Consider the following 26,693-nt stretch of genomic DNA (forward strand, 5'->3'; position numbering starts at 1 on the left):
TTCGATATTAAAGAGTGGGTAGCGCCCGCGCTGATGTCGGGGGCCGTCGATGTCGAACCGCCGGGGGATGGCTGTGCTGTCTATGCTTTTGCCAGTTGGTGTCCTTGCAGGATGTTGTTGGTGAGGGCGTACCAGAGCACGACGGCACGGACCTTCTCGATGCCGCGCACGGTCAATTGCCTGAGGTCCCAGTTCCGCCACCGGGCATGGATGCATTCGCAGATCGTGCGGGCTTTGTACTGTGCCTTGCCGGCTTCGCTGGCCATGCGGGCCCGCCAGGCCGCGACGCCAGGACCGTCGCTGCTCCGAGGTAAAAAGGGATCGACACCGCTCCTGGAGTTGGGCGGAGGACAGTAGACCTCGACGCCTTCACCGTGCGCCCATTCGATGTCCTCGCCGCTGCAGAACCCGCCATCGGCGAGGTAGCGACGCGGCAAGCGCTTCAGCCGAGTGCGCGTTCGCTCCAGCATCGGCCGCATCAAGCCGCGATCTGATCCGTTGTTGTCGATGTCGACCGTGACCACGATCAGTTCGCCGGCCGCGCTGGCCACCTGCACATTGTAGGCGGGGCGGAAGCCGGCATCTGCCATCTTCATCACCCTTGCCTGCGGGTCGGTGGTGGAGGCCCGGGGCTCCTTCGGCTTTTTGCCATTGCCGCCTTTTTCGTCGAGTTGCTTGCGCTTCCGCTTGATCTCGTCCAAAGCCCTCTGCGCAGCCTGCACCCGCTCACTGCGTTCGCGTGCCGCGCGCTCTCTGGCCGCCCTGATACGCCGGCTGCTGGCTTCCGGATCCGCATCGACCTCGCGCTTGAGCTCTTCCACCACAGCCTTCGCTTGGGCCATCTGCCGGCCGAGCGTTGCCTCCCGCCGGAACGAGCCGGCCCCCGCATTCGCCCGTATCCGCACCCCGTCCTGGGTCAGCTTCTCCAGATCAATCAGCCCTGCCTCATTCAGAGCCACCAGATGTTCGACCAGCAAACGGTCCAGCAGGTCCGCGCAGCCGACCCGGAAATCCGACAGTGTGTGATAGTTCAAAGACACGCCGCCGCAGAGCCAGCGGTAGACGTCGTGACTGTCGCAGAGCCGATCCAACGCCCGCGCGCTGCCAACGCCATCGCTCGTGGCGTACAGCCAAAGCGCCAGCAGCAGCCGGGGTGATGGCGCCGGATGGCCCGGCCTGTTTTCCCGTGCCTTAACCCGATCTTCCAGCTCGCTCAGGTCGAGCCCCTCGACATAAGCCCAGATCACCCGGGCCAGATGATCCTGCCCGATCAGGCTGTCGATATCGACCGCCCGCAATTCGACCTGATTGCGCACGGGCTCGCGCAGCCGAGGTGCACCCCGCGGCACCGCTTCGGTTCGTGGCGCCGACTGATCCGGCAATTCGCCAAAAAGTCCCTCGTCAGCCATCATCCTCTCCAGCAGATCAGTCTGCCTAGAGAATCACATTCGCCCGACACGCGGTACAAAAGATTCACAGTCTCGTAGGGTGGGCAATAGGCGCAAAGCGCCGTGCCCACGCTCTCTCTCTCTCGGTCACATCAAATTCGTCGGCACGCGGAGCCTGTCATCGGGCGCGCATTCGCGCGACCCCGTGGCTTTGCCCACCCTACGCAACCGTTCGCGCGGCTCTCAGTCTGCTCACGAAATCAAGTAGCCCGGATGGAGCGCAGCGTAATCCGGGAAATTGCCGGCACACCGGTCCCGGATTGCGCTGCGCTCCATCCGAGCTACGGCAACTCACGTCTGCGTGCCTCGGCCTACCACCAATACGGCCAACGCCATCCCTCATAGCGAACATAGGACGGCACAAACGGCGGACCATACGGATCGACCTTGTCGTCTTCGGGCCGATAACGATAGCGCGGCACGACATTGTAGTCCCACGGCGTCGGCCTCAGCACGGGCGCCGTCACGATGAGCCGCTCCTGCGGAACGGCGACGACCTTCCGTGTGCGGGCTTCCGCGCCGGACGCCCCAAGCAGCACCAGCGCCGTTCCGAGCGCATAAGCGACAGTCATGATCTTCATGCGTTGATCTCCTTTGCCGCCGAGAGTGCGCAAGGACGCCAGCCAAGGCAAGTCAATTCATCGCGGCTGAACGAAGTGCCGTAGGGTGGGCAAAGGCGCAAAGCGCCGTGCCCACGATCTCCCTCGGTCACATCAAATGCGTGGGCACGCGTCCGCCTACGCTCTGCGAGCTTCGGCGGACGCTTTGCCCCCCCTACCGCAGCTCCACCAGACCCTCGTTTTCCCCTAAGCCGCGCGGGTTTGCGGGCTGGCATTGATCTCCTTCAGGCACGGATCGCTCTGATGGATGGCGAGAATGTTGATGCCGAGCGTCATCAGCTGGTAGCCGACGTCCACGAGCAATTGCTCGAGCTGCTTCAGATCCGTCTTGATCTTCTCGATCAGCAGGATCGGGCGATAGGTCCTGATCGTCTCGCACGCCCCGGCGAGCGCCTCCATCTCCATGCCCTCGATGTCGATCTTGATGAAATCGACCCGCGGCAAATTGAGCTCGTCCAGCGTCATCTTGCGCACCAGGACCGTGTTATTGGTGTAGTCGATCTGTTGACCGATGAATTCATTACTGGGGCGCGGGCGCAGCTCCAGGCTGCCGAAGCTCGACGGCGTGAAATAGTTCGGGTTCGGCACCTGCATCGTGCCTGCCTCCGACGACACCGCCGCGTGCACCGCCAGCGCGTTGAAGCAGTTGTTGATGGCGATGTTGCCGGCCAGCGCATAGTAGATCCGCTCCTGCGCCTCGATCGCGATCACCGAGCCCCAGCCGGTCATGGCGGATGCCCATTCGATCGTGTGCACGCCGATATTGGCGCCGCAGTCGATGGCGATGAGGCCGTCGCCATGGTGCTTGCGCCGCAGCGCCAAAAGCTCCAGCGCGATCTTGACCTCGCCGGGATCGAACGCCGCCGCTTCCAGGATCTGATAGCCGACCCCGTAACCGCGGTCAGGCCCGACCATGCGATAGTCGAACCGGTTGACGATCATGGTGCCGTGGTTGGACGAGGCCATGACAAAGGCCAGCTTTTGCCCCGCGATCGGCATTTGCAGAATCTCCTCAAGATAAAGTGGAGACCGTTATCGCAATGGGCGCTTATGCCAGGCTTGCCCCGATAGCAGTTGCGGGCGTAGTGCCGTAGGGTGGGCAAAGGCGCAACGCGCCGTGCCCACCATCTCTCTCGATCGCAAAAAAGCGTGGGCACGCTTCCGCCTTCGCTGTTCGAGCTACGGCGGACAAGTCGCTTTGCCCACCCTACGAAGCCCGCGCAACACCAGGAATCACCTCATGACGGTCCTCCGGATCTCCGCCTTCTCCGACGGTACCAGGGGCGGCAATCCCGCCGGCGTCTGGATCGGCGACGCCCTGCCCGATGCGGCTGCCATGCAGGCGATCGCGGCCGAAATCGGCTTCTCCGAGACGGCCTTTGCCGCGCCCGAAGGCGAAGCCTGGCGCGTCCGCTATTTCTCGCCTGTCATGGAGGTGCCGTTCTGCGGCCACCGAGCGCGGCCGCGCGCTGATGGCGCGCGAAGGCCTCATCACCATCGCGCTGGTGCACGTGGAGACGCCGCGCCTGTTCCACGTGCGCAATGCCTTTGCCGCCGGTGGCGTGGTCGAGGATCCCGCCACGGGCGCGGCCGCCGCCGCCTTCGCGGGCTATCTGCGCGACATCGGCTGGCCGCATGGCGGCGCCATCGACATCATCCAGGGCGAAGACATGGGCGCGCGCTCGCTGATCCGCGCCGAGATCGGGCCGGCCAAAGGCAGCTCGATCCTGATATCGGGCACGGCGCGGTTCATGTAAGCCGCAACCGTAGCCCGGATGGAGCGCAGCGAAATCCGGGAGGGGCGCGGCTTGGGACAAAACCCCGGATTGCGCTGCGCTCCATCCGGGCTACAGCCGCCGCGCCGTCGCAGCTGCCCACCCTGCCATCCTACGCCTGTTTTGCCCGACGGATCAACAAATATTCTGTAATACCGAAATCGGAAAAGTCGTAGCCGTTTCTACTGTGCATGGGGTTGTTTTCGCGAAAATTGACCTGCATCAAGACATCGGACCCGATTCCCCGCCAAGAGCCCGCCCATGACCTCCTCGACACACTGCCCCGCCTGCCGCTCCGAACACGCCTATCAGGATCGCGATCTCTGGATCTGCCCGGAGTGCGGCCATGAATGGAGCCCGCTTCCCGGCGCCACCGCGGAGGCGCCTGATGAGGCCGGCGTGCGCGACGCCCATGGCAATGTTCTGGCCGATGGCGACAGCGTCATCGTGATGAAGGACCTCAAGGTCAAGGGCTCGTCCTCGGTCGTCAAGGGCGGCACCAAGGTCCGCAACATCCGTCTGCAGGACGCCACCGACGGCCACAACATCGCCTGCAAGATCGACGGCATCGGCGCCATGAACCTGAAGTCGGAGTTCGTGAAGAAGGCCTGAGGCGGACCCCCCTGGCGTTCTCGGCCGGCCGATTTGATGCTAAGCTCCGCCCGGCTGGCGGAGGAGCGCATCATGACAATCTTTCGACGAATCCTGCTGACATCTGCGGCACAAGTGCTGCTGCTTGGCGCGGTCACCGCAGCCAGCGCCGATGGCCTCTGCGGTCCCGGCTGCCACACCAGCATGTTCGGCGCCTGCGTCGTCGATGGCTGGGAGACCGGCGCGCGGGTCCGGAATGAGTGTCCTGTCACGACGCGCCCCCGCCCGCCCTGCGGCGGACCGGACTATGTCTGGAGCCCGCGCAAGCAGGCCTGCTTTCCCCGGGTGAAAGACTGGCTCTGACGCGCCTGTCGTCGACTGCGCTCAGAAGAAGCCGGGGCTTAGATCGAGGCCGTAGGTCAGGCTGAGCACGAACACGAACAGCGCGGCAGCTGCGAACATCGCGAGATGCCGGACAATGAACTCACGAGGCGAGGTGGCGGCAACAACGACTTTCTGCGCAACGGGCATGACGGCTCCATTATGAAAAATGATTCTCGGCCGCCAATATGCGGCGCGCGCATCAAGCGCCGCGATCAGCAAAACAACTATTAAGCAGATCACACTCGTTTTGAACCGCGGTACACACGTCGCGCGCGACCAGACATTTTTGCGCGGAGGAATTCTCAGTCAGCGCATCGAGACGCAACGCCCCGGCGCCACGGGAACCTCGGGGAACCCGAGTTGCATTTGCGCAACACCGGCTTGAAAAGCCTGATTTGCGAGATTTGCGCCATTGCGCTGCCACATCATCTCTCAAACAATTGACCCGCCGCGTACTTTTCTGTGCAATCTGGTTCGTTCGCGAACCTCGGAGGCAGGGATCATGAATGATCGGCAGTCTCTTTTTGTGGCTGTTGCGTGCCCCTCGGCCGTGATGGTCGGCTGGCTGGCGCTCTCCCTTTCTGCTTATGCCCCCGCCTTGATCGAGAACAGCGGCGCCAATGCAGCCGCCGTCTCCCGCGCCAAAGATCTCACCCGTCTCGAGCTTGCGGACATCCCGCGCGCCGCAACGATCGACGATGGTATCGCGCTGACCGCCGACATCGCCGCGGCTGCCACGCCGCGTCTGGCGGTCATCGAACCGCCGCCGCCCGAAGCACCCGCCCCCGCCGTCCAACTCGCCTCGGCCGATCCGACCGAGGTCCTGCCTGCAGCCTCGCCCGCGCCGCAGATCGCGCCCGAACCAGCCCCCGTCGCCAACGAAGCTGCGGCCGTCATCAACGAAACTGCGGCCGTTACCAACGATGCCGCGTCCACCGCGAATGAGGCTGCACCCGCGGCCGAGCCCGCAATCAGGCTCGCCTCTGCCGATCCCGGCGACGTCGTGCCGCAGGAGACGCTGTCGCCCGCCGCCATCGCGAGCGGGCCCGTGCCCGAGAGCAAGGCCTCGCCGTCTGCCGACACGGTGGCCGTGCTCGACGAATGCTTCTCGATGGATGCCTGCATCGACCGCTATCTCTGGGCGCTTTATCAGCGCACGCCGAAGGAAGACTCGATCAAGGTCGAGGACCGCCGTGCCGTCACCATCAAGCGCAGGGGCAAGATGGTCACCGTGATGCGCAGCTTCACGAAGCTCGTCGACGAGGATTTTGCCTGGAAGGATCCGAAGGCGGCCGAGCACGCCAAGATGCCGCTGATGGATTACGTCATCGGCGGCATGGACAAGAGTTTCAAGCAGAAGCTGTTCCGCATGCTGCTTGCTGCGGAAGCTGCCGGTCTGTCGCCCGGCATCACCAGCGCGTTCCGTGACGATTACCGCCAGGAGATTGCGAGCGGCCTGAAGGCGGCGTCCAACCGCTCCTATCACGGCGGCAGCCTTCGCGGTGGCTACGGCCACGGCCTCGCAGCAGACATCGTCAGCACCAAGGGCAACAACCGCGCGCAGCGTTGGACCTCGACGGAAGTGCTGTGGAAATGGGTCGACGCCAACGGCAAGGCGCTCGGCATCGGTCGGCCCTATCTCGACCACGATCCGCCGCATGTCGGCCCGATCGATGGCCCGGAATATATCTCCAAGCGCGGCATCGCGACCGACCGCAAAGAGGCCGCCAACACCAAATCGAAAAAGGCGCGCGTTGTGGCGAGCGCCAAGCGCTCCAAGGCGCAGGCCGCACGCGAGCAGAAGGCTTCTGCAAAACCGCAAAAATCGGCGCAATCGGCCGGGAAGCGGACGACTTGATCCGGACCTCAAGTGCCTGATGCGGGCAGCGGCACGAGACGCATCTCCGCCGATCCTGCCGCTTGCGTACGAACGAGCACGGCAAAAATAGTTTCGACCGCAAGCCGCACCGCCGCCTCGATCGCCGTGCCCTTGGCAAGACGCGCCGCGATCAGGCCGGTCAGGAGATCGCCGGTGCCATAGGGGCGGATCGGCAGGCGCGGCTTTGCAAAGCGCGACAATTGCCCGTCGGCACACAGGATCGTCTCCACCTGCCCCGCTTGCGTGTCTGCCAGCGTGCAGCCGGTGGCGACGACGTCGATCCGGCGTTGCCCCGCAAGCGCGGCCGCTGCTGCGCGCAGGCCCTCGGTATCAGCAATCTTGACGCCGGAGAGCAGTTCGAGCTCGAACTGGTTCGGCGTGATCAGGTGCGCCGCCGGCACCAGGCGGTGCCGTACCACATCGAGGATTCCGTCGGCGACATAAACGCGATCGTCGTCGCCGATCACGGGATCGCAGAGATAGACCAGCCTGGAATTGCGCGCCAGCGCCCGCTCGACGAAATCGGCGATGACGACGGCGTTGTCGGGTGAGCCGAGATAGCCGGTGACGAGTACGGCGGCCTCATCGACGAGGCCTCGTTCCTCGACGCCCCTCAGCAGATCGGCGACCAGCTCGGCGTCAAGCACCCGCCCGCGCAAGGTCGGGTAACGCGGATGGTTCGACAGCAGCGTCGTCGGCACCGCGGCGACGTTCACGCCCTCGGCCTGCATGGCGTGAACCGCCGCGCTGTTGCCGACATGGCCGTGGACGACCTGGCTTTGAATCGAAATGACGAGCATGCAAGAGCTCCGTAAGATCAAAAGCCTGAGGTGGCAAGTGCACCCACGGATGTCAGGAATGACCTCCGCGGTGCGCAAGCTCGTTGAGGTAGGCGCAGAACATGTCGGCCAGCCCGTCGGCGTGACGGATGATCTCCGCCTCGCTACGTGATGTCTCCGAGAAGCGCTTGCCAATTTCAGTCAGCGTCGTCTTGATCAGCTCCCCGGCGAGCTCGCGCGTTGCCTCCGGCGCGTTTGGCAGCGCGTCGCGCATGAAGGCCGCGACGATGCCCTTGCCCGCCGCGCGCGCCTCCTGCGCCTCGGGCGCATCGCGATAGAGTGGCGCGGCATCGCTGAGCGCGCCGCGGATCGCAGCCTCCTCGCATTCCGAGCGAATGAAGGCGTGCACCAGCGCGCGCAGCCGAGCCGGTGGCGGCCTCGTCCCATCAGCCAAAATGCCGCGCAGAAGCTCGCCCGTGCTGCGCCATTCGTCGCTTTGCAGGCGGAACAGGATCGCTGCCTTGTTGGGAAAATATTGATAGAGCGAGCCAACGCTCACCCCGGCCCTGTCAGCCACCCGCGCGGTGGTGAAGCGCTGTGCGCCCTCCTTCGCCAGAACCTGAACCGCGGCATCGAGAATCGCCGCAACGAGCTCGTTGGAGCGCGCCTGTTGCGGCTGTTTTCTTGAGGAAACTGAACGGCTTCGACGATCGGCCACAACGCTTCCAGGGGAATGCGAATAGGAAATGCGATGCATTAGTCGTATTTCAGTTCGCACGCAAGCACGCGCCCTGCCCTGAACCTGGAGATACCAAATGACCACCCCGACAATGATATCGCTGGCACCGCTGCTGGATCGTCTGTTCGACCAGGACGAAGCAGCGCGCGGCGACCTGCGAGCCGCCTTCGCCGGTGTGACTGACGCCGAACGCGTCACGATGATGCGAAGCAAGACGGGTTACCGCGACCTCTACGCCCGCCTGAAGGACGCACCACTCGCGGTCTCGCGCGAGACGGGCAGCCTGCTGTACATGCTGGCGCGCAGCGCGCGCGCCAGGACGATCGTCGAATTCGGCACCTCGTTCGGCATCTCGGCCCTGCATTTGGCTGCAGCCTTGCGCGACAATGGTGGCGGACGCCTCATCACCAGCGAATTCGAACCATCCAAGGCCACGCGGGCCCGCGATAATCTCAGCGACGGCGGACTGATTGATCTGGTCGAAATCCGCGAAGGTGATGCGCTGAAGACGCTGAGCGTCGATCTACCCGATCAGATCGATCTCGTGCTGCTCGACGGCGCCAAGGCGCTCTATCCAGAAATCCTCGATCTGGTCGAGGATCGCTTGAGGCCGGGCGCGATCATCGTGGCCGACAATGCCGACGACAGCCCCGATTATCTGGCGCGCGTGCGCGCGCCCGGCAGCGGCTACATGTCCACACCCTTCGCAGAGGATGTCGAGCTCTCCGTGCGGACCATTTAGAACCGCATCGAACATATCGCACATCCCGGAGCCGCCGTACGATTCGTCGCGCGGTGGCTTGGTGTCGTCGGCCGCGGAGGCCTTCAGGCTCGCCTTGTCGCAGGCTCGTCATTCACACGTGATAGCTGCTCTCGACACAACAGCCATGTTGCGCGTGCTGAACATAGGTAATCTTTCCCGCGCACGCTCGAGATCGCAATGATGTCCGCTTTCACCTCCTATGCTGCGCTTGCCCTCGCCATCGTGTTCGAAGTGACGGCATCGGCCTTTTTGCAGCAGTCAGCGCAGTTCACGCGGTCGTGGCCGACACTGGCAATGGTGCTGTTCTATGTCGCCTCGTTCTATGCGCTGTCGGTCGCGATCCGGGTGATCCCCTTGAGCATCGCCTATGCGATCTGGGGCGGGGTCGGCATCATCCTGACCGCCACCGTCTCGTTCGTGCTGTTCCGCCAGATGCTGGACGCCGCAGCGTTCGTCGGCATCGTCCTGATCGTCTCAGGCGTCGTCGTCATCAACCTGTTCTCCCAGACCACGGCGCATTGATGCCGGCGAATCGAAATGGTGAAACACCCCCCATGGTAACGCCGGCGGCGGACAGACCCGCATCAACGCCAATCTGCGCGCCGTGCACGACCGCCTGATCGCACAGACCTATCAGCGCCAGTACTCAGGCGACTATTGGCCCTGCACGGCAGGCTTGGGCGGACGCTGTTTGGATTTTGCTGACTTGGATCCGGGCTTCGCCGCAGGGCTCGGAGGCGGCGTGTCGAGTGACACCAGATAGGCCGCGAGCGCCTTCGCCGTATCCGGGCCGGCGGAATAATGATCTTGAAGGAACCAGGACAGCGTCAGGGTGTAGCGCCCCTTGGCAAGCCCGCGGGGACTGCGATGGCAGGCTGCACAGCCGTCGGCGAACAGCTTTTCGGGCGATTTGCCGGCGTCGAGATTTTGCGCGGAGACAAACGGCGTCGTCAGCACCGCGGCGGCCGCGGCAAAGATTCCAAGAATCATCAGAGGCGCGATGACCTCGCGCCCCGGTCGAAATAGCAATCTCAATGTCGTCCCCAGCCCGTGCTGTGGTCAAGCCGCCAGCAATCGATCGAACTCCGGCGGAGCGTAGGCCTTGCCGTCCTGATCGGTGATGACAACGCGCCACCCTTCGCTTGCCCAAACCTTCGCCTTCGCCACGATGAGCAATCGGCTCTCGCGGGCAAAACTGTACTTCTCATTGTCGCGTTCTGCGATCATTTTATAGGCCAATGTGCACCCCCTAGCGTTGCCCCGCACCCGATCTCGTCGTGGCAGCCGCCTTTGGCGGCATTTCGCCGGGAGCGTGGCAATTTGGTGCCATCCGCGGCAGCATTGTGAGCCGCCCTGCTCGAGCGGAGCGAGGGCGCCTCGTGATGTGCTGCATCGTGATGTGATTTTGCCTGCCAGAAGCCGGTTCGAAGGCTCACCCGCGGATGCGCACGTACCAAGCTGCCAGCCGGGCTGGCCCATCGCCGCCGCGACAGAACCGATAGCACCCGGGCTCCGCCTTAGTGGACGCGGATCACATGTGGCCGGCCGAGATCTATCAGACCCTGCACAGCCGATAGACGGTCGTCCAGGGCCGCAATGGTGAGCAGCAAATTGTTGCGACGCTCGTCGAGCATACCCATCTGCGCGCTGGATAGTTTTGCGCTCGCCCGTTCCTTGTGGATGCCGTCGAGGGATTCGCGCAAGCCGGCGATAAAGCCGGCCAGCTGCTTGGCCTCTCTCGTCATCGACCGCTTCGCGACACTTTGGCGGCGCGACTCCGCCTGGTTCTGTCTCATCGTCATCATCCTCCCGTAGCCCCGCTGCCCCGAGTGGACGCTTACAGCTTTGAATAGAGATATTACGATCAATGAAATCTGTGGGCGAAGAACTTTCTTAAATTGTACGCGGCCGGAACCCCAGCCGCGCCAAAAAGAAAGCCCGGCACGAAGGCCGGGCTTTCGTTAGCGGAGCCTAGTGTTTCTCGTGGCCGCCCGGCGCGCCGCCACCGTGTGGAGCGGGAGCGGCATTGACGTGCGGAGCAGCGCCACCACCGCCGCCGGGATGCGCCATCGCAGGCGCAGGTGGGGCCGCTCGCGGCGCCGGCATCTGCGCGTGCGCATTCATCGGCGCGCCATGGCTGACATTCGGCTGAGCGACGCGCGGCATCGTGGGCCGCGCCGCCGGGGCAGTTGCCACGCGCGGCGCCTCATGTGCACGCGCCATTTCATGTGGACGCGACATGGGCTGCGCACGCACCGCGGCACGACTCGCCGCCTGTTCGTGCATCATGCGTGCCTGCGCGTCGCGGGGATTGCGCGCCTGCACGGCGGCGCGCTCATTGACGATACGCTGGCTTCGTTCGGTACGATTCCGGTCGATCCCAACCGCAGCTTCGCGCTTGGCGATGGTCGCATCATGCCGCGCCGTCACGGCGTCGCGCCCGGAGACCGCGACATTGCCGTTGACGTGCGCATCGCGGCCCAGCGCGATCGCAGCATCCCGCGTCGCAGCGCGGCCGATGCGGGCGGCGCGCGGATCGATCGTCATCCGTGTCGCGAAGCGCTCATGCGACGTCCAGTAGCCATCCCAGTAAGCATGGCGGCGATACCAAGGACGTCCTTCGTAGTAGCTCGACCAGTACGAGCTCAGCACGAAGGGAACGACCGGCACGTCGACCTCGTCGGCATAATCAGGAAGATAGACGTAGTGATTGCGATAGAGATATTCGAGATATTGCGACGACACCCAGCCGCGGTCGTCCGAGAAGCTCACGTCACACCAGGCATGGCCGCGCAGGCAACCATGGATGTTGACACGGGCGCCCTCGGGGATGCGATCGACCAGCGGAAAGCCCGCACCCGGACCGGCGCGCAAGCCCGTCGAGACGGTGACGATCCCAGGCGCGGCCGATACAGCGGTCGGGGCAAGCAGCAATGCGGCAATCAAAGCGGTTTTCAGTCTCATGGCGAAGTCCTCCTCTGGGAGGCGGAACGCGCAAGCGGAATAAAGCGTTCCGCTCGCGAGCGTCGCATCAGCCAAAAGATTGAGATCCGCGCTGGGCGTAGTTCAATATTCATCCGCCATTCATCAGCGGAGCAAGACGTCAGTTCGCTTGCAGCATAAAGCCGTCGAAATACCCGGCGAGCCCGGCAAAATCATTGAGCGGCAGCACCTGCGCGACGTACTGGTCCGGCCGCACCACGATCATGCAGCCGGCCTTTCGGTCGATGCCACGCATGGCGAAAATGTCGTGGCCACCCTTGAGGTCAGGACAGAACATCTTTTCGTAGTCGAGCAGACCGTAGCGTCCTTTGCGCGGAAGGAGCAGCGCTGGCATTGCCTCGATCGCAAGCTCGCGATGACCTTGCTGAAACACTGCGCGCAGGTCGATGACACTGTCGATGTCGGAGCCCACGGGCGTGTATCTCCGGATCGGAGATTCCCGGGACCCCGCAAGAAATTTACACAGGGTATGAATAGCCGACCCCGTCATTGCAGGGTTCTCAGCCGGAGAAAATGCATAGAGGCGGAAACGGCCATCGGCCTGCGCCGCGTGGCCGAGATGAACGGGCTTGGCGTCCCCGAGCCGAATCACTGGAGCCGAGTGGAAGCGCTTGCCGATGACGAAGCCTTTCGCGAGATGCTGATGCGCAGCCGCGCCGGTGAGGATCGACGGCGCGTAGTGCGTCGCCGTGCCAGCCGTGTAGCGGCCATGCCTGACAAAATAATCCTGCGTCTTCGCCGCATCGGCCCCGCCGGCCTTCGCCGCCGAGGCCAATATCCCGGCCCATTCACGATCGAAATCGATCAGCTCCTTCGCCACCGTTTGCCGCTCGGCCGAATAGGAATGCAGCAGGCTTGGTGCGCTCTGCTTCCGCAGCACCGCAGCAAGCTTCCAGCCGAGATTGAAGGCGTCCTGCATCGAGACGTTCATGCCTTGCCCGGCCTTCGGACTATGGGTGTGGCAGGCATCGCCGGCAATGAAGATGCGCGGCAGCCGCGTCGCGGTCTCGGCGTCCGGTACGTCATCGAACTTGTCGGTCAGGCGCTGGCCGATCTCGTAGACCGACCACCAGGCGATCTCCTTCACGTCGAGCGTGTGCGGCTTCAATATCCGCTGCGCCTTCGCAATGACGTCGTCAGCCGTGATGTTGCGGCTTGCGACGCGCTCGCCGACATCGAGTTTTGCCAGCTCGACATAGATGCGAACCATATAACCGCCCTCGCGCGGAATGATGAGAAGGCTGCCGTCCTTCGCCGACTGGATCAGGGTCTTGAAGCGGATATCGGGGAAATCGGTGACCGCCAGCACATCCATCACGCCCCAGGCGTGGTTGGCGGAATCGCCATGCAGCTCGCGGCCAATCGATCTGCGCACCGTGCTGCGCGCGCCGTCGCAGCCGACGACGTAGCGTGCCTTGATGGTCTCGACCTTGCCTTCGTTCGCCGCATCGCCACGTTCAAGGCGCACGGTCACCGCATGATCGGCGGGACCTGCGGCCGGATCGACCTGCAGGTCGAGCAGGCGCCTGCTGTAATGGGGTTCGAGCTTGGCCCGAGATTTGCGCATGACGTCGAGAAAGCCGTCATGAACGCGCGCCTGGTTGAGGATGACGTGCGGAAATTCCGACAGCCCGTCCTCGACGTCCTGCACACGGCCGCTGCGGACGATCTTCTCGGGGCTGTGCTGGTCCGGCTTCCAGAACGTCGTCTCGTTGACCCAATAGGCTTCCTTGAGCACGCGCTCGCTGAAGCCAAAGGCGTGGAACATCTCCATGGTGCGGCAGGCGATGCCGTCGGCCTGACCGACGGTGAGCCGGCCCGGCTTCTGTTCGACGATGCAGGTCTTGATATCGGCGAACTGCGCGAGCTGCGCTGCAAGCGTCAGGCCGGCAGGGCCACAGCCGACGATGAGGACATCGACCTCGCCTGGCACGGTGCCCTCGGCACCTCCGGCCTGCACGCGCTCGGCGGGATCGGCGATTTCAGGGTCGCCCGGCTGGAATCCATTGAGATGGAATTGCATGCAGACCTCTCCCGTCGACGACTTGTTCAATATTGATCAGTATACTGACTATCAGTATACTCGTCAATCATCCGCGACCGTCCCTGCCCTCACGGAGAATTCGGTGAAAGACAACAACGACATGCCCGGCCATTTGGCGCGGCGATTTCAGCAGATCGCGGTGGCGGTATTCTTGGCCGAGGTCGGCGAAGCCGGTTTCGACCTCACGCCGGTGCAGTACGCGGCGCTTGCGACCATCAAGGCCAATCCGGAACTCGACCAGGTCACGCTCGCCGGCCTGATCGCCTATGACCGCACCACCATCACCGGCGTCGTCGATCGCCTGGTGCAGAAGGGCCTTGTCGAGCGCCGCGCCAGTCCCCGCGACCGCCGCGCCCGCGCGCTGGAGATCACCGACGAGGGCCGGCGCACGCTGCGCAAGATCACGCCGGCGGTTGAATCCGCCCAAGCGATCATGCTGCGCGGCCTCAGCGCCAGGGAAGGAGAGGAACTGATGCGGCTGCTGCGCAAGGCCATCGCCGCCGGCAATGAGCTTAGCCGCGCCCCGTTGCGTGAGGTCGATCTCAAGGCGTGACCAGTTCCCGGAATACGTAGATGCCGCAGAGCGGCGAAACCTGGAACTAACTTTCGGCTGCTACCGTCGCTGCCAATTCGGCGCTTAACCCGCGATTAACTTTGCCGTTTGGAGTTTCGGATGTCCAGGTTCGTCATTGCGACCGCAATCATCGTGCTATCCGCCGGCCATGCGCTCGCGAACGGGCACGGCGGCGGCGAAGCCCCTCCTCCGCCGAAGGCCGAGGCGACGACGGCGCCCGCGAGGGTGGTCCTGACCAAGCAGGGCCCCAAGCTCGTCGATCTCAAGGGGATGACGCTCTACACTTACGAGCGCGACACCAATGGAAAGACGTCGAACTGCAACGGCAAGTGCACCGAAAATTGGGTGCCGCTCGCCGCCACCGCCGAAGCCAAGCCCATCGGCGATTTCACCGTGATCGATCGTGCAGACGGCAGCAAGATGTGGGCGTACCGCTATCGCCCACTCTACACATCACCGGCCGACAAGGCGCCGGGCGATGTCAACGGCAACGCCACGACGCTGCAATGGCGCATCGCGCGGCCTGACAATTAAGGCGCGAACGGCGCGCGTTCGCCAGCGTTCGGCGCGCCCACAAGCTTGGCGTGAGCCGTGGCATCGACCGCGGCGTAATTCACCTCGGGCGTCCAGTGCAGCGCTGCGTAGACGACCAGTCCGGCCAGGATCGATCCGTAGAAGCCGAGCGTGGCCCAACGCCACCTGCGCACGATGCGGCGATCGTTCTCGTCAAATTGCTCAATGAAATTCTGCATGATGCCTCCAATGGCAACGAGCCATGGAGGCATAGCGCAACTGCAGCAAAACGCCTGTGAAGCAATTCACCCTTGCGGCAGTCACCTCGCCCGGCGGGCCATCAAGCTTCGGTGATGCCGACCGACGTGACAGGTCAGATCGGTTGCCTTATCCGTGCCAGCTCGGCCCCGACTCGATCTGCGCGCTCTGGCCTGGCGGCAGTACCACGACGGTCGCGTTGAGCTTGACCCGGTCGAACAGATCGATCACGTCCTCGTTGCGCATCCGGATACACCCCGACGAGATCGCCTGCCCGATATATTCCGGCTGGTTGGTGCCGTGGATGCGATAGAGCGTGTCCTTGTTGCCGACATAGAGATAGATGCCACGTGCACCCAGCGGATTGGCGGGACCGCCGGGCACGCGCGCCGGATAGGGCCCTAATCGCGCCTGGATCTCGGGGGTCGGCACCCAGTCCGGCCATTCCGCCAGCCGGCCGACGCGCGCAACGCCCGAGAAGGCCATCGCCTCCTCGCCCACCGCGACGCCATAGCGGATCGCCTTGCCGTCGGGCAGCACGTAGTAGAGGTAGCGCGCATTGGTATCGACCAGGATGGTGCCCGGCTGCTCCTTGCGCGGATAATCGACGATGTGACGGAGATATTGCTCGGGCACGTTTGCCTGGGCGTAAGGCGTGTGTGCGAGCAACTGACGGTCGCGCGCGGTCATGCTCGCATCCGTCGATGGCGAGAGAGTCGTCTGCATGCAGCCGCCGAGCGGCAGCAGCGCAATGGCGAACAAAATGAGGAGAGATCTTGGCACCGCCGGCCCCCCGATTAGCACCCCCAGCAGCCTCAGATGCTGCCCAAATCGTGCTGAAAACAAGGCAACGCGGAACAATTGGCCGTGTTCGGCATATCAGGTTCCATCACCACATCTGGCAGAAGACGGTCGCGATGTCTCCATCGCCTCGCCTTGCTTTGGTCAAACCCGGCTGGACTCGTGGGGCCTGGAGCTCGGATGGGCTCATGCAACAGATCGGCTCGCGCCAATGCGGACGACCAAGGGGTCAGAGGAGCTGCGATGCTCGCGACGTTGAACAGCCGCCAGATCGTCGATGAGATCGTGAAGGACACGGTCAAGGACACGGTCAAGGACAACGATCCGCATGATGCGGTGCAGATTTCGCCCGATGTGATCAGGGCATCGCGCGTGAACAGCCAGGCGCCCACGCTGGCACCGGAGTTCACGGCTCGCCCCGAGCCGAAATTCGCTCTGGACCGGAAATTGACGATCGAGCCGAAGTTCAGCCCCGTTTCGGAGCCGCCGGCAGTGGCGCCCCAAGCAGCTGCACCTTCGGTCGACACCGCAGTCCGCGTCACCGCAGCAGATGATCACATCAGGCCGAAGCGATCGGCGGCTGGCAAATGGCTGCGCGGCGCGTTCGTGACGTTTCTGTTTGCGGGCGGCAGCGCCGCCGCGACCATCGCCTGGGAGAGGCACGGCGACACTGCGACGCAGATGCTCGCCGAATGGACACCGGCCCTGATGTCGCTGCTCCCTTCGACCTCGCAGACAGCACCGGTCGCAGCCGCGCAGACAGCACCGGTCGCAGCCCCGCAGGCGGCGCCATCCGCCGCGCAGGATCAGGCAACCGATCAAGCCGCTGCACCGCCAGTCGCGACGGCCGCTGCCGCACCGGCGGCAAGTGCCGCACCGGCAGCAACACCAACCGATGCCGCGTCTTCGGTGGAATCGATGACGCGCGACATCGCCGCGATGGCGCAGCAGATCGAGCAGCTCAAGGCCAACATCGCCGAGTTGAAGGCAGGTCAGGAACAGATGGTGCGCGAGATGGCGAAGCCGCCAGCGCCCAAGCCGATCACTGAGGCGAAACCACCGGTCACCTCGCCCGCGCGCGTGTCGGCGCTGCCGCCGCGCGCTTCGGCGCCGATGCCGCCTGTTCGCAAACCGAAGCCCGTGGTATCGCACACCTACGCGCCGGCTTATGCGCCCGCGCCATCGGCACCACCGCCGCCGCCTTCACAGGCTGCCGCGGTGCCGCCGCCACCGATGGCACCGCCGGTCGCGACGACGCAAGCTGTCGCCGATGACGACGGACCCGTCGTACGTCCGCCGATGCCGCTGCGCTAAAGCATGATGATGAGGATCCATCCTGACCTCATCGCGCTTGAGAGCCTCACCAATCGAACGATGCAAGCTGTCCTGTTCGATGTGATGATGTGATGATGTGATGATGTGAATCCGTGCAACTACGGGGATGCGCGACTCAACCAAAAGAGAAAAGGCCGTCGGGATTTATGCCGCCGGCCTTCTCTTGCAGCTGCCGGTTCCCGGAGCCCGGTTCTGCTGCAATTCCATGCCTTATGATCATGTGGACATATTTAATAAAATCTTAAAGCGCTCGAACATTGCACATCATTTCTGCGCCATACGCACAGAGATTGCGCGCTCCGTTCTCGGTTAGAGATCGACTCAGTGCTATGATCCAGCCTGTGTCGAAGACTTCCGTTGAAGCCTTCTTGGTGAAGATTTGGGTCGTCACACCGGGGAATTCGGATGCCGTACTACTCCTTCGATCTCGTTGACGGTGAAGAGTTCAAGAACCAGGGCGGAATCATCCTCGAAGATATCGAGGTCGCCTCCGATCGCGCCGTTCAACTCGCAAGCGAGCTGTCGCAGGTGAAGCCTGAGCTGCAGCGGAAAGGTTGCTCGGTGCGCGTCACCGATCGCGATCACAAAGAGGTCTATCGCACCCCGCTCGATCCCGTGCCGGCCTGGCGGCGCTAAGCGTCTGCACCGCACGCGCACGCGACAATCGCGCCCCGCCACCATTGCGGAGCGGCCCGCAGGACGCTAGCCTCCCCGGAAAACGAGGAGGACCCAGGGATGCGCGCCGCTTTGCTGTTGGCAGGCCTGTTGCTCATCGCAGCTCCAGCCCGGGCAGCTGATGATCACACCCGCTCGAACTATGTGACGATGGTCTTGCAGGCCTTCGCCGCCAAGGTCGAGTGCCCTGGTACTGATGTCGTCTATCAGGATCTGGTGCAAAAGGCCCAGCAGATGCGGTTGCCCGACGGCACCACCGAGCAGGTGCGCAAGGCGATTGCCTGGATGCACACCGGCGGCAAGATGGGCGAGAAGCAGGCCGACGACATCATGGCGGAGGTCGCGGTCGCAACCCAGATGACCGACCTCGACCAGCGTCGGCTCGGCATGAGCAATTGGTGCGAAAAGCAGAAGACCAACCTCGCCGGTGTGATCCGCAGCAAGGGCGGCTAGGCCCTATTGCGCCGTTAACGACACTTGGACCGAACTGCCGGCGCGGCAAATAATCGTCACATTTCTCGGCAGCATGCGGCGTCTTCGAGCAGGAGATCCCCATGCGAATTGCCCATGTTGTTTTCGCAAGTGCTCTCGCGATCGGCGCCGCGCTGACCGCCCCAGCCGTCGCGAAGAATGCCGACGCCCAGAAGGGCGAGGACAAACCGACTTCTTCATCCTGCAGCGCCTATCAGCAGGCAGCGAACGGATCGTGGGAGCCGCTTCCGTGCAAGGAAACCGGCGAGCGGGCGCAGCCGCAGACCCAGCACAAGCCGGCGCCGCAAGGCGCTGAGCAAGGCGAGCGCTGAGCCGCGGATCATGCGAGCCGCGTCCTCGACATAAGGATGGAACCGGAAGGAGCTGACGCTGCTCAGCTGTGCGCCGGGCCGCGCATGATCTTCATGGCATCGGCGATGTGACGCCATTCCCTGGCCTCGTCAGCCTCCCCACGCCCCTCGCAGGCTTGCGCCTGTTCGGCAGCCTTGGCGATCGCCGAGAAACCATGCTGCTCCAGCATTTGCCGGGCGATGGTATGGACCTGGACCTCGGACATCATGGGTGTTCTCCCGTCATGAGGACACCGCGGCGCGCGGCTCGGCGCTCCGCGGGCTTGCTGACAACGATCGAATAGCGCGTCTCGTTCCGTTCATGCGAACGACAAAGGCGGCCCGCTGTGCCCAGCGGACCGCCTTTGCACCCACCCCAAATGGGAGCGGCATCGGCCGGGCACCCCTACCCGACCGCCACTTTCTTGCGCTCGAAATCGTTGGGCACCTCGATATCGACCTCCAACGTCGAGACCTCGTCGCCGCGTTCGAGCCGTACGATCACTTTGGTCGGATCCAGCTTCACATGCTTGGAGACGACAGCCAGAATTTCCTCACGCAGCACGCCGAGCAGATCAGGCTGGCCGCGTAGTCCGCGTTCATGGGCCAGCAGGATCTGCAGCCGTTCGCGCGCGACGGGTGCGGACGCCTTGTTGCCGCGGAGAAGCCGGAGCAGACCCATGCTCATGCAGCCCTCCGTCGCAGCAGTCGATCCATGAAACCCTTGCGCTCGGTCGGCACCTGCATGGCGACCGTTTCGCCGCACAGCCGCCTCGCCGCATCGATATAGGCCCGCGCGGGTGCGCCTTCCGCGTTCGACAGCGTCACCGGCGTGCCGACGTTGGAGGCCTTCAGCACGTCCTGGCTCTCGGGGATGATGCCGAGCAAGGGCGTTGCGAGGATTTCCAGGATGTCGTCGATGGTCAGCATCTCGCCGCGCGCGGCACGCGAGGGATCGTAGCGCGTGATGAGAATGTGCTTCTCGACGCGCTCGCCCTTCTCGGCCCGCACCGTCTTGGAATCGAGCATGCCGATGATGCGATCGGAATCGCGCACCGAGGAGACTTCCGGATTGGTGACGATGACGGCCTCATCGGCAAAGCGCATCGCCATGGAGGCGCCGCGCTCGATGCCGGCGGGGCTGTCGCAGATCACCCAGTCGAACCGGCTGCGCAAATCGGCGATGACCTTGCCGACGCCCTCTTCCGTCAGCGCGTCCTTGTCGCGGGTTTGCGAGGCGGGCAGCAGCCAGAGATTCTCCAGCCGCTTGTCCTTGATCAGCGCCTGCGGGAGCTTTGCCACCCCCTGCACCACGTTGATGAGGTCGAACACCACGCGGCGTTCGGCGCCCATCACGAGGTCGAGGTTGCGCAAGCCCACGTCGAAATCGACGACGACGACCTTGTCGCCGCGTTGCGCCAGCGCCGCCCCCAATGCGGCGGTCGTGGTCGTCTTGCCGACGCCGCCCTTACCTGATGTCACGACCAGTACTTTGGCCATTTCAAATCTCTCCTTCTGGTCAGTTCAGCGCAGTAATTCGCATGGTGTTGCCTTGCAGCCAGGCCTGGGCCGGCTTGCCGCGCAAGGCGCTGTCGATGTCGTCCGCCGTCTGATAAAACCCATCGATCGCAAGCAGTTCGGCCTCGATCTTCTGGCAATAGATGCGCGCGCTCGTGTGTCCGTTCACGCCCGCCATGGCGCGGCCGCGCAGCGCGCCGTAGATGTGGATGGAGCCGCCGGCAACGACCTCGGCGCCGGAGCCGACCGAGCCCAGAATGGTGACGTCGCCTTCGGGGAAGATCACGGTTTGGCCGGAGCGCACGGGGCTCTCGAGCAGCAGCGAGGTCGGCTTGGTCTCGACCTTGGCTTGCGGCTTTTTCGGCGCGGTCGGCTCGATCACGCAGCTCCGCCCGCCCGACAGCAACGGCGGCATCGACGGGGTCAACCGGCTCTCCTCCACGCCCTCGATGCCGAGCACGCGGATGTTGCGGTCCTGAAGGCTGGTGAGCAGATGACCGATGCCGGACTGGCTGAGATCGACCGAGGACAGATCGATGACGACGGGCCGGCCGGCGAAGAACCCTGGCGAGCGCGCGATGGTGGTGTCGATTTCCTGGAGCCAGTCCTGGATCGGAACCGTCGGCACGAAGACGAAGGCCACGTAGGAGCGCCCGCGCAGGCGCACCATTTGGCGTTGGACTTTTGCTGCAGCCTCCATGGTGGCCGACTCGTTCCCCGTTATTGAATGGTTAACGATGCCGCCAATATGGTTAATGTCCGGTTAATATCTCCGTGGGGTTACGTGGATGAGGCGTGAAGGAGCGCCCGGGCCAGGCGCTCGAAACCCGTGGAGTGGGCAAAGCGAAGCGTGCCCACCTTCCGCGTGCGATCGGAGAGAGATCGTGGGCACGGCGCTTTGCGCCTTTGCCCACCCTACCGACAGCGAGGGTGGCGTGCCCTTCTATCGCTCAGCGGAGCGTAATCCAGGTTCGAGCTACGCCGATGCTCTGTCCCGGATTGCGCGGAGCCTGTCATCGGGCGGCGCTTCGCGCCGACCCGTTGGCTCCATCCGGGCACCGAAGACCGCGAAGGCAACGCTCAGAGCAGCTTCGCGCTCACGAACAAGGCGCGCACGGCATTGGTCGCCTGGACCGCGAGCATGGCGTTGCCGGCAGCGCCCTCCAGCGCCGCGATGGCCTCTTCATGCAGCGAGCGGAATTCCATCCACTCGACCGATTTGAAGTTGGTGAGGAATTGATAGGCCTGGCCGACGGTCGCGATCGCCAGCGTGTCACCGTTCAGCTTGATCTTGAACGTCGTGCGCAGCGGGGTCTCGGAGCTCTGTGGATCACTCATGGGCTGCTTCTGAACGACAACGGCTTAACGAAGGGGAAACGGCAGCCCGGCCGCACCTGACAAATGTCAGGAGTCGGTGCTGGCGCGCTGCGAGGCGGTGGTCGCACCGCTCAGGCTCGGCACCACGACCAGGCGGTTGAACTCGCCATTGTCGTAAGCCTTGAGGAAGCGATCATAGTCCTTGATCGAGACGCAGCCATTGGAATCGCCGCGCGGGCCGAGCATGTAGGTGTGGGTGAGCAGGCCGACGCGGCCGAGCGCGCTGGTGCCGTCGGTCGGCGTCATGCGCAGCGCCCGCACGCCGTGGAACAGTTTTTCGCGCGGCTTGAGGTCGTAAGTCGCAGGCGGGGTTGCACCGACCATGCGCTGGTCGACATGATCAGGATCGTCCATCAGCGCGCCCATGCCCGAATGGGCCTCGATCGCGACGCCGCTCGGCAAATAGAGCGCCTTGGCCTTGATGTCGTAGACCGCCGTCTTCGAATCGTAGCCGAGCGCAGCGAGATCCGGCGCCCTGCCCAACAGGCCGTCGCCGGGGTTCAGCGAGGCCAGCCTGATCTTGTCGGTGAACTTCTCGAAGAAGTTGCGGTTGTCGACCCGGGGTTTGGCCTCGGCATAGGCCTGACTCGAGGCGATCTGCGCGCTGAAGTCCGCCTGGACCGGCCGCGAGCGCGGCATCGGCACGGCATCGGCGCGCTGCGGGGGCTTTGCGGTCTCTTCGGTTGCGGGCTGCCCGTTATCGATCAAGGTCGAACGCCAGTCGTCGCCCTGGAGCTTCTGGGCCAGCATCGCCTTGGCATCGCGCAGCTTGATCTGGACCGCATTCAGGGCGGAGCGCTCCATGGTCTGCAGGCCAGGTTCGCGCGTCGGCGGATTGTTGCCGGACAGCGAGGCGAAACGATCATTGAACGAAGGAGAATTGGCCGGCGGCAGTGCGGCGGTCACCAGCGCGCTGGAGTTGGCCGAATCCGAAACGCCGATATCCGCGACCCACGCGGCGGCACCCAGCGCCAGCGCGATCGCAGCCATGGACAGCAGTACCGTCTCGGCTCGCCCAATACGGCGGCGCGACAACGGCCTGTCGGCGCGTACGCGGTCGGAAACCATCAGATCCCCAAATCGACACCCCCGGGGGACCCAACCCCCACCCGGAGACTCTCTATACCAGCTACCACATTGGGAGCCAAAAGTTAGGCATAATCGCGGCCGGCAAGCCCTCTGGAGGTATCTTATGACCGATCCTTTCGATCTAGAGCGCTTCCTGAAGGCCCAGGAGCCGGTTTTTCGCGCCGTTTTGGCGGAGCTGGGCCAGGGCCGGAAGCAAAGCCACTGGATGTGGTTCGTTTTTCCGCAAATCGCCGGCCTCGGCTTCAGCGCCATGTCGCAGCGTTACGCGATCGGGTCGCGGGCGGAGGCCCAGGCCTATCTCGCCCACCCCGTGCTCGGTCCGCGCCTGATCGAATGCACCCGCCTCGTCCTCGCCGTGCAGGGACGAACCATCAACGCGATTCTCGGCGCGCCTGACGATGCCAAATTCCGCTCGTCGATGACGTTGTTCGGCGCCGTATCCGACGAGCCCGTCTTCGACGAAGCGCTCGCCAGATATTTCGCGGGCAAGCGCGATGATTCGACGCTGGAGATCCTGGCGGCTGTCGATCGAAAGGCCTGACCGGCGCAAGTGGCAACGTAAACCGGGGGTTAACAGGCTCCCCCTATTTTGCGCGGAGAAAACCATTCTCTCCCCGCGCCCATTGCCGGACAATCATGAAAATCGGTACGCTGCTGACCACCGCCATCGTCTCGCTCTCGACCGTCGGCGGCGGCCTTGCCGTCTATGTCGCCGTGACGAAGTACCAGACGATGGAGCGGATCACCGAGGCACAGGGCCGGCTCGCGATCGTCCGCGCCGTCAGCGACATCCCGCGTTATCTCAATCCCGAGCGCGGCTTTTCCACCAACATCCTCTACGGGCCCGCGACCATCGATCCCGCGCTGCTCGCCGAGCAGGACAAGCTGCGCAAGCAGACCGACGGCGCCCGCGACAGGATGAATGCGCTGCGCAGGGAGCTGCCTCCGTCCTTCGATGACGGCACCACCATCGGCAGCAACATCGACGGTATCAATGCGAAGTTCATGTCGCTCCGCGAGGCCATCGACAAGGCGCTGAGCGGTCCGGCCGATGCGCGCAAGGACGCGGCCAAGCAGATCGTCGCCGACAATGCCGTGCTCAACTCTGGCGTCACCGCGCTGCTGAACGAGCAGGTCCGCCGCATGGCGATCCTCAACGGCGACGCCTACCGGCAGGCCAGCTACGCCAACATCGCCATGACATTGCGCGACGTCGGCGGCTTCAACTCCAGCCTGCACAAGAACCTCGTCGGCGGCAAGAAGCCGGCGACTGACGCCGAGAAGGCCGACATCGCCCGCTCGCAGGGCCGCAACGACCAGATCGTGATGTCGCTGCAGGAACTGCGCGGCAACCCGGCCACCCCGGCCAACGTCGCCGCTGCGCTGGAGAAGTTCAATGCGGTCTATGTCGAGGAGTTCGGCCGCGAGCTCAAGCTCGTGAAGGACGGTGCAGTCACCGGCAAGTACGAACACGACATGGAGACCTACTTCGCCTCGACGCAGCGCGGTCTCGCCACCATCATCGAGGTCCGCGACGCCTTCTACGACAACGCCGAGCAGGTTCTGGCCGGCGCGTCTACCGCCGCGCGCACCAGCTTCACCATCGCCCTCGTCGGCCTGCTCGCCGTGCTGATCGCCAGCGCAGGTCTCATCGTGACTGTCCGCCGCCGCGTCTGCGCCCCGATCGTCAGCCTGACGAGCCGGATGTCACGACTTGCAGACGGCGAGGTTGCCGAAGGCATTCCCGGCGCCGAACGCTCCGACGAGATCGGCGCGATGGCCGCCGCCGTCCAGGTCTTCAAGGACAACATGATCCGCGCCGACCGGCTCGCCGCCGAGAAGCAGGCCGAGAACGACGGCAAGATGCGCCGTGCCCTGGCGCTCGACGAATTGACCCGCGCCTTCGAGGCCAAGGTCAGCGAACTGGTCGGCGGCCTATCGCAGGCCTCCTCCACCATGGAGAGCACCGCGCAGTCGATGACCTCGACGGCGGCCCAGACCAACAGCCAGGCCGCGGTCGTCGCCGCCGCCTCCGAGCAGACCTCGACCAACGTGCAGACGGTCGCCAGCGCGACCGAGGAGCTGACCTCCTCGATCGCCGAGATCGGCCGCCAGGTCGCGCAATCGACCGAGATTGCAGCCCGCGCCGTCGACAACGCCCGCCGCACCGGCGACACCGCACGTGCGCTTGCCGAGGGCGCGCAGAAGATCGGCGACGTCGTCACCCTGATCCAGAGCATCGCCGAGCAGACCAATCTGCTGGCGCTCAACGCCACCATCGAGGCCGCGCGCGCCGGCGAGGCTGGCCGCGGCTTTGCGGTGGTCGCATCCGAAGTGAAATCGCTGGCCGGCCAGACCGCCAGGGCCACCACCGAGATCTCCGAGCAGATCACCGCGATCCAGACCGCCAGCGACGAGACCGTGGCCGCGATCCGCAACGTCGCCGACGTGATCGCCGAGATCGACCAGATCGGCACCGCGATTGCGGCCGCGATCGAGGAACAGGGCTCGGCGACCAAGGAGATCGCCCGCAGCGTCCAGGAGGCCGCGCGCGGCACCCAGGAGGTCAACGCCAACATATCGGGCGTGCAGCGCGCCGCCGGTGATACAGGCAGCGCTGCGAGGGACGTTCTCGGCGCCGCCGAGCAGCTGTCGACGCAGTCGCGCGACCTCGCCGGTCAGTTCGACCGCTTCCTCGCTGAAGTCAGGTCTGCCTGAAGCAGCCCATCCGTCAGGCGCTCTTTTGCCACCATCCGTCGCCGTCCCAACTCGATGAAGGGCACCTCGATAAAGCGCCACATCAGCCATGCCGCCGGCGTTGTGATCAATAAGGCGACCACGGCCAGGGCCGCTGCGCGGATGGTCGGCGGCAGGTCGAACGGCAACAGGCGAACAGCGATCGCAAGTCCGATCGCGTGAAGAAGATAGAAGCTGTACGATATTCGCCCGTACAACCGGACGACATCGAAGTCGAACGGCCGCAGCGCTGCGAGCTTGTCGGGGCCGAAGGCCGAAAAGCAGACGAGCGCAGACGCGCAGAGCGTCTCGAACGCGATCGTTACGGCGGTCTGCTTCCGGACCGCGACAACAAGCATCATGACAAAAGCGGTGGCGACGACGACATTTGCCCGAGACGGTCGCACTCGTCCGACAAGCAAGTTCCCGCCCGATCGCGTGAGCAAGCCGACGACGAAGGCATAGAGTGGCGCAAGATTGGTGAAGTCCCCCAACAAGTGAACATAAGGTCCCCAGAACGAGATCGCGACGAGAAAGCCGACCACCATCCAAACCGGCGTCGCGCCATGACGCCTCAGCAGCGCATGCGAGATCAGGATCACGGGAATTGCGACGCATTCGACGGTCAGGGACCACATCACCCCGTTGATGTCGCTCCTGATGAGAAGCGCATTAAGGACAATGTTGAGCGGGTCGAACGAGGGCAGGAAGCCCACGTGGAAGCCGCTGCTTCGATACGCCAGCGTCAGCAGCAGCACGGTCACAATTGCCGCCGGCAGCAGCCTGAACAGCCGGTGACGGACGAATGTGAGGGGATCAGGATCGCGATCCAGAGATCGCGAGAGCAGGAAACCACTGAGCACGAAGAAGACAACGACCGGCGCCATTCCGGTTGCAATCGTCTCCCAGGACTGCATGCAGGCGTGGAACGCGAGCACTGATACGGCCGCAAACCCGCGCATGGCTTCAAG

General features: G+C 64.2%; 33 protein-coding genes and 1 pseudogene. 14 read left to right on the forward strand and 20 right to left on the reverse strand.

Features of this window, described 5'->3' with window-relative positions; translation table 11 throughout:
• Positions 1 to 80: 80 nt before the first annotated feature.
• The 3 genes from AOQ71_RS36470 to AOQ71_RS36480 form a co-directional block, all read right to left on the reverse strand.
• Entirely contained in the window at positions 81 to 1,412 is a 1,332-nt protein-coding gene (locus tag AOQ71_RS36470) for an IS1182 family transposase (protein ID WP_057742559.1), read from the reverse strand.
• A 347-nt stretch (positions 1,413 to 1,759) separates the two neighbouring features.
• Positions 1,760 to 2,029, reverse strand: a complete 270-nt coding sequence (locus AOQ71_RS36475; protein ID WP_057757606.1) for a hypothetical protein — start codon at positions 2,027 to 2,029, stop codon at positions 1,760 to 1,762.
• 225 nt (positions 2,030 to 2,254) lie between these two features.
• Positions 2,255 to 3,067, reverse strand: coding sequence for an FkbM family methyltransferase (locus AOQ71_RS36480; protein ID WP_057757609.1), 813 nt, complete (start codon positions 3,065 to 3,067; stop codon positions 2,255 to 2,257).
• Between the two features lie 241 nt (positions 3,068 to 3,308).
• Here AOQ71_RS36480 and AOQ71_RS42135 point away from each other — a divergent pair.
• The 3 genes and pseudogenes from AOQ71_RS42135 (at position 3,309) to AOQ71_RS36500 (ending at position 4,797) form a co-directional block, all read left to right on the forward strand.
• Positions 3,309 to 3,825, forward strand: a pseudogene (locus AOQ71_RS42135) (PhzF family phenazine biosynthesis protein).
• Positions 3,826 to 4,104: 279 nt separating this feature from the next.
• Complete coding sequence (locus AOQ71_RS36495; protein WP_057757619.1) at positions 4,105 to 4,455, forward strand: zinc ribbon domain-containing protein YjdM; 351 nt, start codon at positions 4,105 to 4,107, stop codon at positions 4,453 to 4,455.
• A 72-nt stretch (positions 4,456 to 4,527) separates the two neighbouring features.
• Positions 4,528 to 4,797 carry a hypothetical protein gene (locus AOQ71_RS36500; RefSeq protein WP_057758985.1) on the forward strand — a complete coding sequence of 90 codons (270 nt, stop codon included), beginning with the start codon at positions 4,528 to 4,530 and terminating at the stop codon, positions 4,795 to 4,797.
• A 21-nt stretch (positions 4,798 to 4,818) separates the two neighbouring features.
• Here AOQ71_RS36500 and AOQ71_RS46490 read toward each other — a convergent pair whose 3' ends face one another.
• Positions 4,819 to 4,965, reverse strand: a complete 147-nt coding sequence (locus AOQ71_RS46490) for a hypothetical protein (RefSeq protein ID WP_167354016.1) — start codon at positions 4,963 to 4,965, stop codon at positions 4,819 to 4,821.
• Positions 4,966 to 5,320: 355 nt separating this feature from the next.
• Between AOQ71_RS46490 and AOQ71_RS36510 the strand changes: the two genes are divergently transcribed.
• A complete protein-coding gene (locus AOQ71_RS36510) occupies positions 5,321 to 6,676 on the forward strand; it encodes a M15 family metallopeptidase domain-containing protein (protein WP_057757624.1) in 1,356 nt (451 codons plus the stop codon).
• Positions 6,677 to 6,684: 8 nt separating this feature from the next.
• On the opposite strand, the gene pdxY is transcribed toward AOQ71_RS36510, so the two are convergent.
• Both pdxY and AOQ71_RS36520 read right to left on the reverse strand, forming a co-directional pair.
• Entirely contained in the window at positions 6,685 to 7,497 is an 813-nt protein-coding gene (pdxY, locus tag AOQ71_RS36515) for a pyridoxal kinase (protein WP_057757627.1), read from the reverse strand.
• Between the two features lie 52 nt (positions 7,498 to 7,549).
• Complete coding sequence (locus tag AOQ71_RS36520; RefSeq protein WP_057757630.1) at positions 7,550 to 8,194, reverse strand: TetR/AcrR family transcriptional regulator; 645 nt, start codon at positions 8,192 to 8,194, stop codon at positions 7,550 to 7,552.
• 97 nt (positions 8,195 to 8,291) lie between these two features.
• On the opposite strand from AOQ71_RS36520, the gene AOQ71_RS36525 reads away from it, so the two are divergent.
• Complete coding sequence (locus tag AOQ71_RS36525; RefSeq protein ID WP_057757633.1) at positions 8,292 to 8,957, forward strand: O-methyltransferase; 666 nt, start codon at positions 8,292 to 8,294, stop codon at positions 8,955 to 8,957.
• 198 nt (positions 8,958 to 9,155) lie between these two features.
• Positions 9,156 to 9,500, forward strand: a complete 345-nt coding sequence (locus AOQ71_RS36530; RefSeq protein ID WP_057757636.1) for a DMT family transporter — start codon at positions 9,156 to 9,158, stop codon at positions 9,498 to 9,500.
• A gap of 132 nt (positions 9,501 to 9,632) precedes the next feature.
• Here AOQ71_RS36530 and AOQ71_RS36535 read toward each other — a convergent pair whose 3' ends face one another.
• From AOQ71_RS36535 to AOQ71_RS36555, 5 genes are all read right to left on the reverse strand, one after another.
• Positions 9,633 to 9,968, reverse strand: a complete 336-nt coding sequence (locus AOQ71_RS36535) for a hypothetical protein (RefSeq protein ID WP_057757639.1) — start codon at positions 9,966 to 9,968, stop codon at positions 9,633 to 9,635.
• A 69-nt stretch (positions 9,969 to 10,037) separates the two neighbouring features.
• A complete protein-coding gene (locus AOQ71_RS44370) occupies positions 10,038 to 10,244 on the reverse strand; it encodes a hypothetical protein (protein WP_057757642.1) in 207 nt (68 codons plus the stop codon).
• Between the two features lie 251 nt (positions 10,245 to 10,495).
• Positions 10,496 to 10,774: a hypothetical protein gene (locus AOQ71_RS36545; protein ID WP_057758987.1), complete on the reverse strand. Its 279-nt coding sequence runs from the start codon at positions 10,772 to 10,774 to the stop codon at positions 10,496 to 10,498.
• Positions 10,775 to 10,949: 175 nt separating this feature from the next.
• A complete protein-coding gene (locus AOQ71_RS36550; RefSeq protein ID WP_057758989.1) occupies positions 10,950 to 11,942 on the reverse strand; it encodes an SH3 domain-containing protein in 993 nt (330 codons plus the stop codon).
• 139 nt (positions 11,943 to 12,081) lie between these two features.
• Positions 12,082 to 14,004 (reverse strand): FAD-binding monooxygenase, encoded by a 1,923-nt coding sequence (locus AOQ71_RS36555; protein ID WP_057757645.1) that lies wholly within the window; start codon positions 14,002 to 14,004, stop codon positions 12,082 to 12,084.
• 103 nt (positions 14,005 to 14,107) lie between these two features.
• Here AOQ71_RS36555 and AOQ71_RS36560 point away from each other — a divergent pair, with 103 nt between their 5' ends.
• Together AOQ71_RS36560 and AOQ71_RS36565 are read left to right on the forward strand one after the other, a co-directional pair.
• Positions 14,108 to 14,578: a MarR family winged helix-turn-helix transcriptional regulator gene (locus tag AOQ71_RS36560; RefSeq protein ID WP_057758991.1), complete on the forward strand. Its 471-nt coding sequence runs from the start codon at positions 14,108 to 14,110 to the stop codon at positions 14,576 to 14,578.
• Positions 14,579 to 14,698: 120 nt separating this feature from the next.
• Positions 14,699 to 15,133, forward strand: coding sequence for a COG4315 family predicted lipoprotein (locus AOQ71_RS36565; RefSeq protein ID WP_057757648.1), 435 nt, complete (start codon positions 14,699 to 14,701; stop codon positions 15,131 to 15,133).
• Here AOQ71_RS36565 and AOQ71_RS36570 read toward each other — a convergent pair.
• Positions 15,130 to 15,351 carry a hypothetical protein gene (locus AOQ71_RS36570; protein ID WP_157083789.1) on the reverse strand — a complete coding sequence of 74 codons (222 nt, stop codon included), beginning with the start codon at positions 15,349 to 15,351 and terminating at the stop codon, positions 15,130 to 15,132. The genes AOQ71_RS36565 and AOQ71_RS36570 overlap by 4 nt on opposite strands.
• 148 nt (positions 15,352 to 15,499) lie before the next feature.
• Positions 15,500 to 16,096, reverse strand: coding sequence for a L,D-transpeptidase (locus tag AOQ71_RS36575; RefSeq protein WP_167354021.1), 597 nt, complete (start codon positions 16,094 to 16,096; stop codon positions 15,500 to 15,502).
• A gap of 318 nt (positions 16,097 to 16,414) precedes the next feature.
• Here AOQ71_RS36575 and AOQ71_RS36580 point away from each other — a divergent pair, with 318 nt between their 5' ends.
• The 4 genes from AOQ71_RS36580 (at position 16,415) to AOQ71_RS36595 (ending at position 18,984) form a co-directional block, all read left to right on the forward strand.
• Positions 16,415 to 17,485, forward strand: a complete 1,071-nt coding sequence (locus AOQ71_RS36580) for a hypothetical protein (RefSeq protein WP_057757657.1) — start codon at positions 16,415 to 16,417, stop codon at positions 17,483 to 17,485.
• A 426-nt stretch (positions 17,486 to 17,911) separates the two neighbouring features.
• A complete protein-coding gene (locus AOQ71_RS36585) occupies positions 17,912 to 18,142 on the forward strand; it encodes a DUF6894 family protein (protein ID WP_057757659.1) in 231 nt (76 codons plus the stop codon).
• Between the two features lie 99 nt (positions 18,143 to 18,241).
• Positions 18,242 to 18,634: a hypothetical protein gene (locus AOQ71_RS36590; RefSeq protein ID WP_057757665.1), complete on the forward strand. Its 393-nt coding sequence runs from the start codon at positions 18,242 to 18,244 to the stop codon at positions 18,632 to 18,634.
• A 101-nt stretch (positions 18,635 to 18,735) separates the two neighbouring features.
• Positions 18,736 to 18,984, forward strand: a complete 249-nt coding sequence (locus tag AOQ71_RS36595; RefSeq protein ID WP_057757668.1) for a hypothetical protein — start codon at positions 18,736 to 18,738, stop codon at positions 18,982 to 18,984.
• Between the two features lie 62 nt (positions 18,985 to 19,046).
• Here AOQ71_RS36595 and AOQ71_RS36600 read toward each other — a convergent pair whose 3' ends face one another.
• The 6 genes from AOQ71_RS36600 to AOQ71_RS36625 form a co-directional block, all read right to left on the reverse strand.
• Positions 19,047 to 19,232: a hypothetical protein gene (locus AOQ71_RS36600; RefSeq protein ID WP_057757671.1), complete on the reverse strand. Its 186-nt coding sequence runs from the start codon at positions 19,230 to 19,232 to the stop codon at positions 19,047 to 19,049.
• 176 nt (positions 19,233 to 19,408) lie between these two features.
• On the reverse strand, positions 19,409 to 19,690 hold the full coding sequence (minE, locus tag AOQ71_RS36605; protein ID WP_057757674.1) for a cell division topological specificity factor MinE: 282 nt from the start codon (positions 19,688 to 19,690) through the stop codon (positions 19,409 to 19,411).
• Positions 19,687 to 20,502 (reverse strand): septum site-determining protein MinD, encoded by an 816-nt coding sequence (gene minD, locus AOQ71_RS36610; protein ID WP_057757677.1) that lies wholly within the window; start codon positions 20,500 to 20,502, stop codon positions 19,687 to 19,689. Before minD ends, minE begins: the two co-directional genes overlap by 4 nt.
• Positions 20,503 to 20,521: 19 nt before the next feature.
• Positions 20,522 to 21,220, reverse strand: coding sequence for a septum site-determining protein MinC (gene minC / locus AOQ71_RS36615; protein ID WP_057757680.1), 699 nt, complete (start codon positions 21,218 to 21,220; stop codon positions 20,522 to 20,524).
• Positions 21,221 to 21,600: 380 nt separating this feature from the next.
• On the reverse strand, positions 21,601 to 21,858 hold the full coding sequence (locus AOQ71_RS36620) for a hypothetical protein (RefSeq protein ID WP_057757683.1): 258 nt from the start codon (positions 21,856 to 21,858) through the stop codon (positions 21,601 to 21,603).
• Between the two features lie 66 nt (positions 21,859 to 21,924).
• A complete protein-coding gene (locus AOQ71_RS36625) occupies positions 21,925 to 22,896 on the reverse strand; it encodes a DUF2778 domain-containing protein (RefSeq protein WP_057758993.1) in 972 nt (323 codons plus the stop codon).
• Between the two features lie 193 nt (positions 22,897 to 23,089).
• Between AOQ71_RS36625 and AOQ71_RS36630 the strand changes: the two genes are divergently transcribed.
• Positions 23,090 to 23,527: a DUF1810 domain-containing protein gene (locus AOQ71_RS36630; RefSeq protein WP_057757686.1), complete on the forward strand. Its 438-nt coding sequence runs from the start codon at positions 23,090 to 23,092 to the stop codon at positions 23,525 to 23,527.
• Between the two features lie 95 nt (positions 23,528 to 23,622).
• A complete protein-coding gene (locus AOQ71_RS36635; protein WP_057757689.1) occupies positions 23,623 to 25,704 on the forward strand; it encodes a methyl-accepting chemotaxis protein in 2,082 nt (693 codons plus the stop codon).
• Here AOQ71_RS36635 and AOQ71_RS36640 read toward each other — a convergent pair.
• Positions 25,665 to 26,684: an acyltransferase family protein gene (locus tag AOQ71_RS36640; RefSeq protein WP_057757692.1), complete on the reverse strand. Its 1,020-nt coding sequence runs from the start codon at positions 26,682 to 26,684 to the stop codon at positions 25,665 to 25,667. The genes AOQ71_RS36635 and AOQ71_RS36640 overlap by 40 nt on opposite strands.
• Positions 26,685 to 26,693: the final 9 nt, after the last annotated feature.

Origin of the sequence: Bradyrhizobium manausense (assembly GCF_001440035.1) — a bacterium.
GTDB classification, from domain to species: Bacteria; Pseudomonadota; Alphaproteobacteria; order Rhizobiales; family Xanthobacteraceae; genus Bradyrhizobium; species Bradyrhizobium manausense.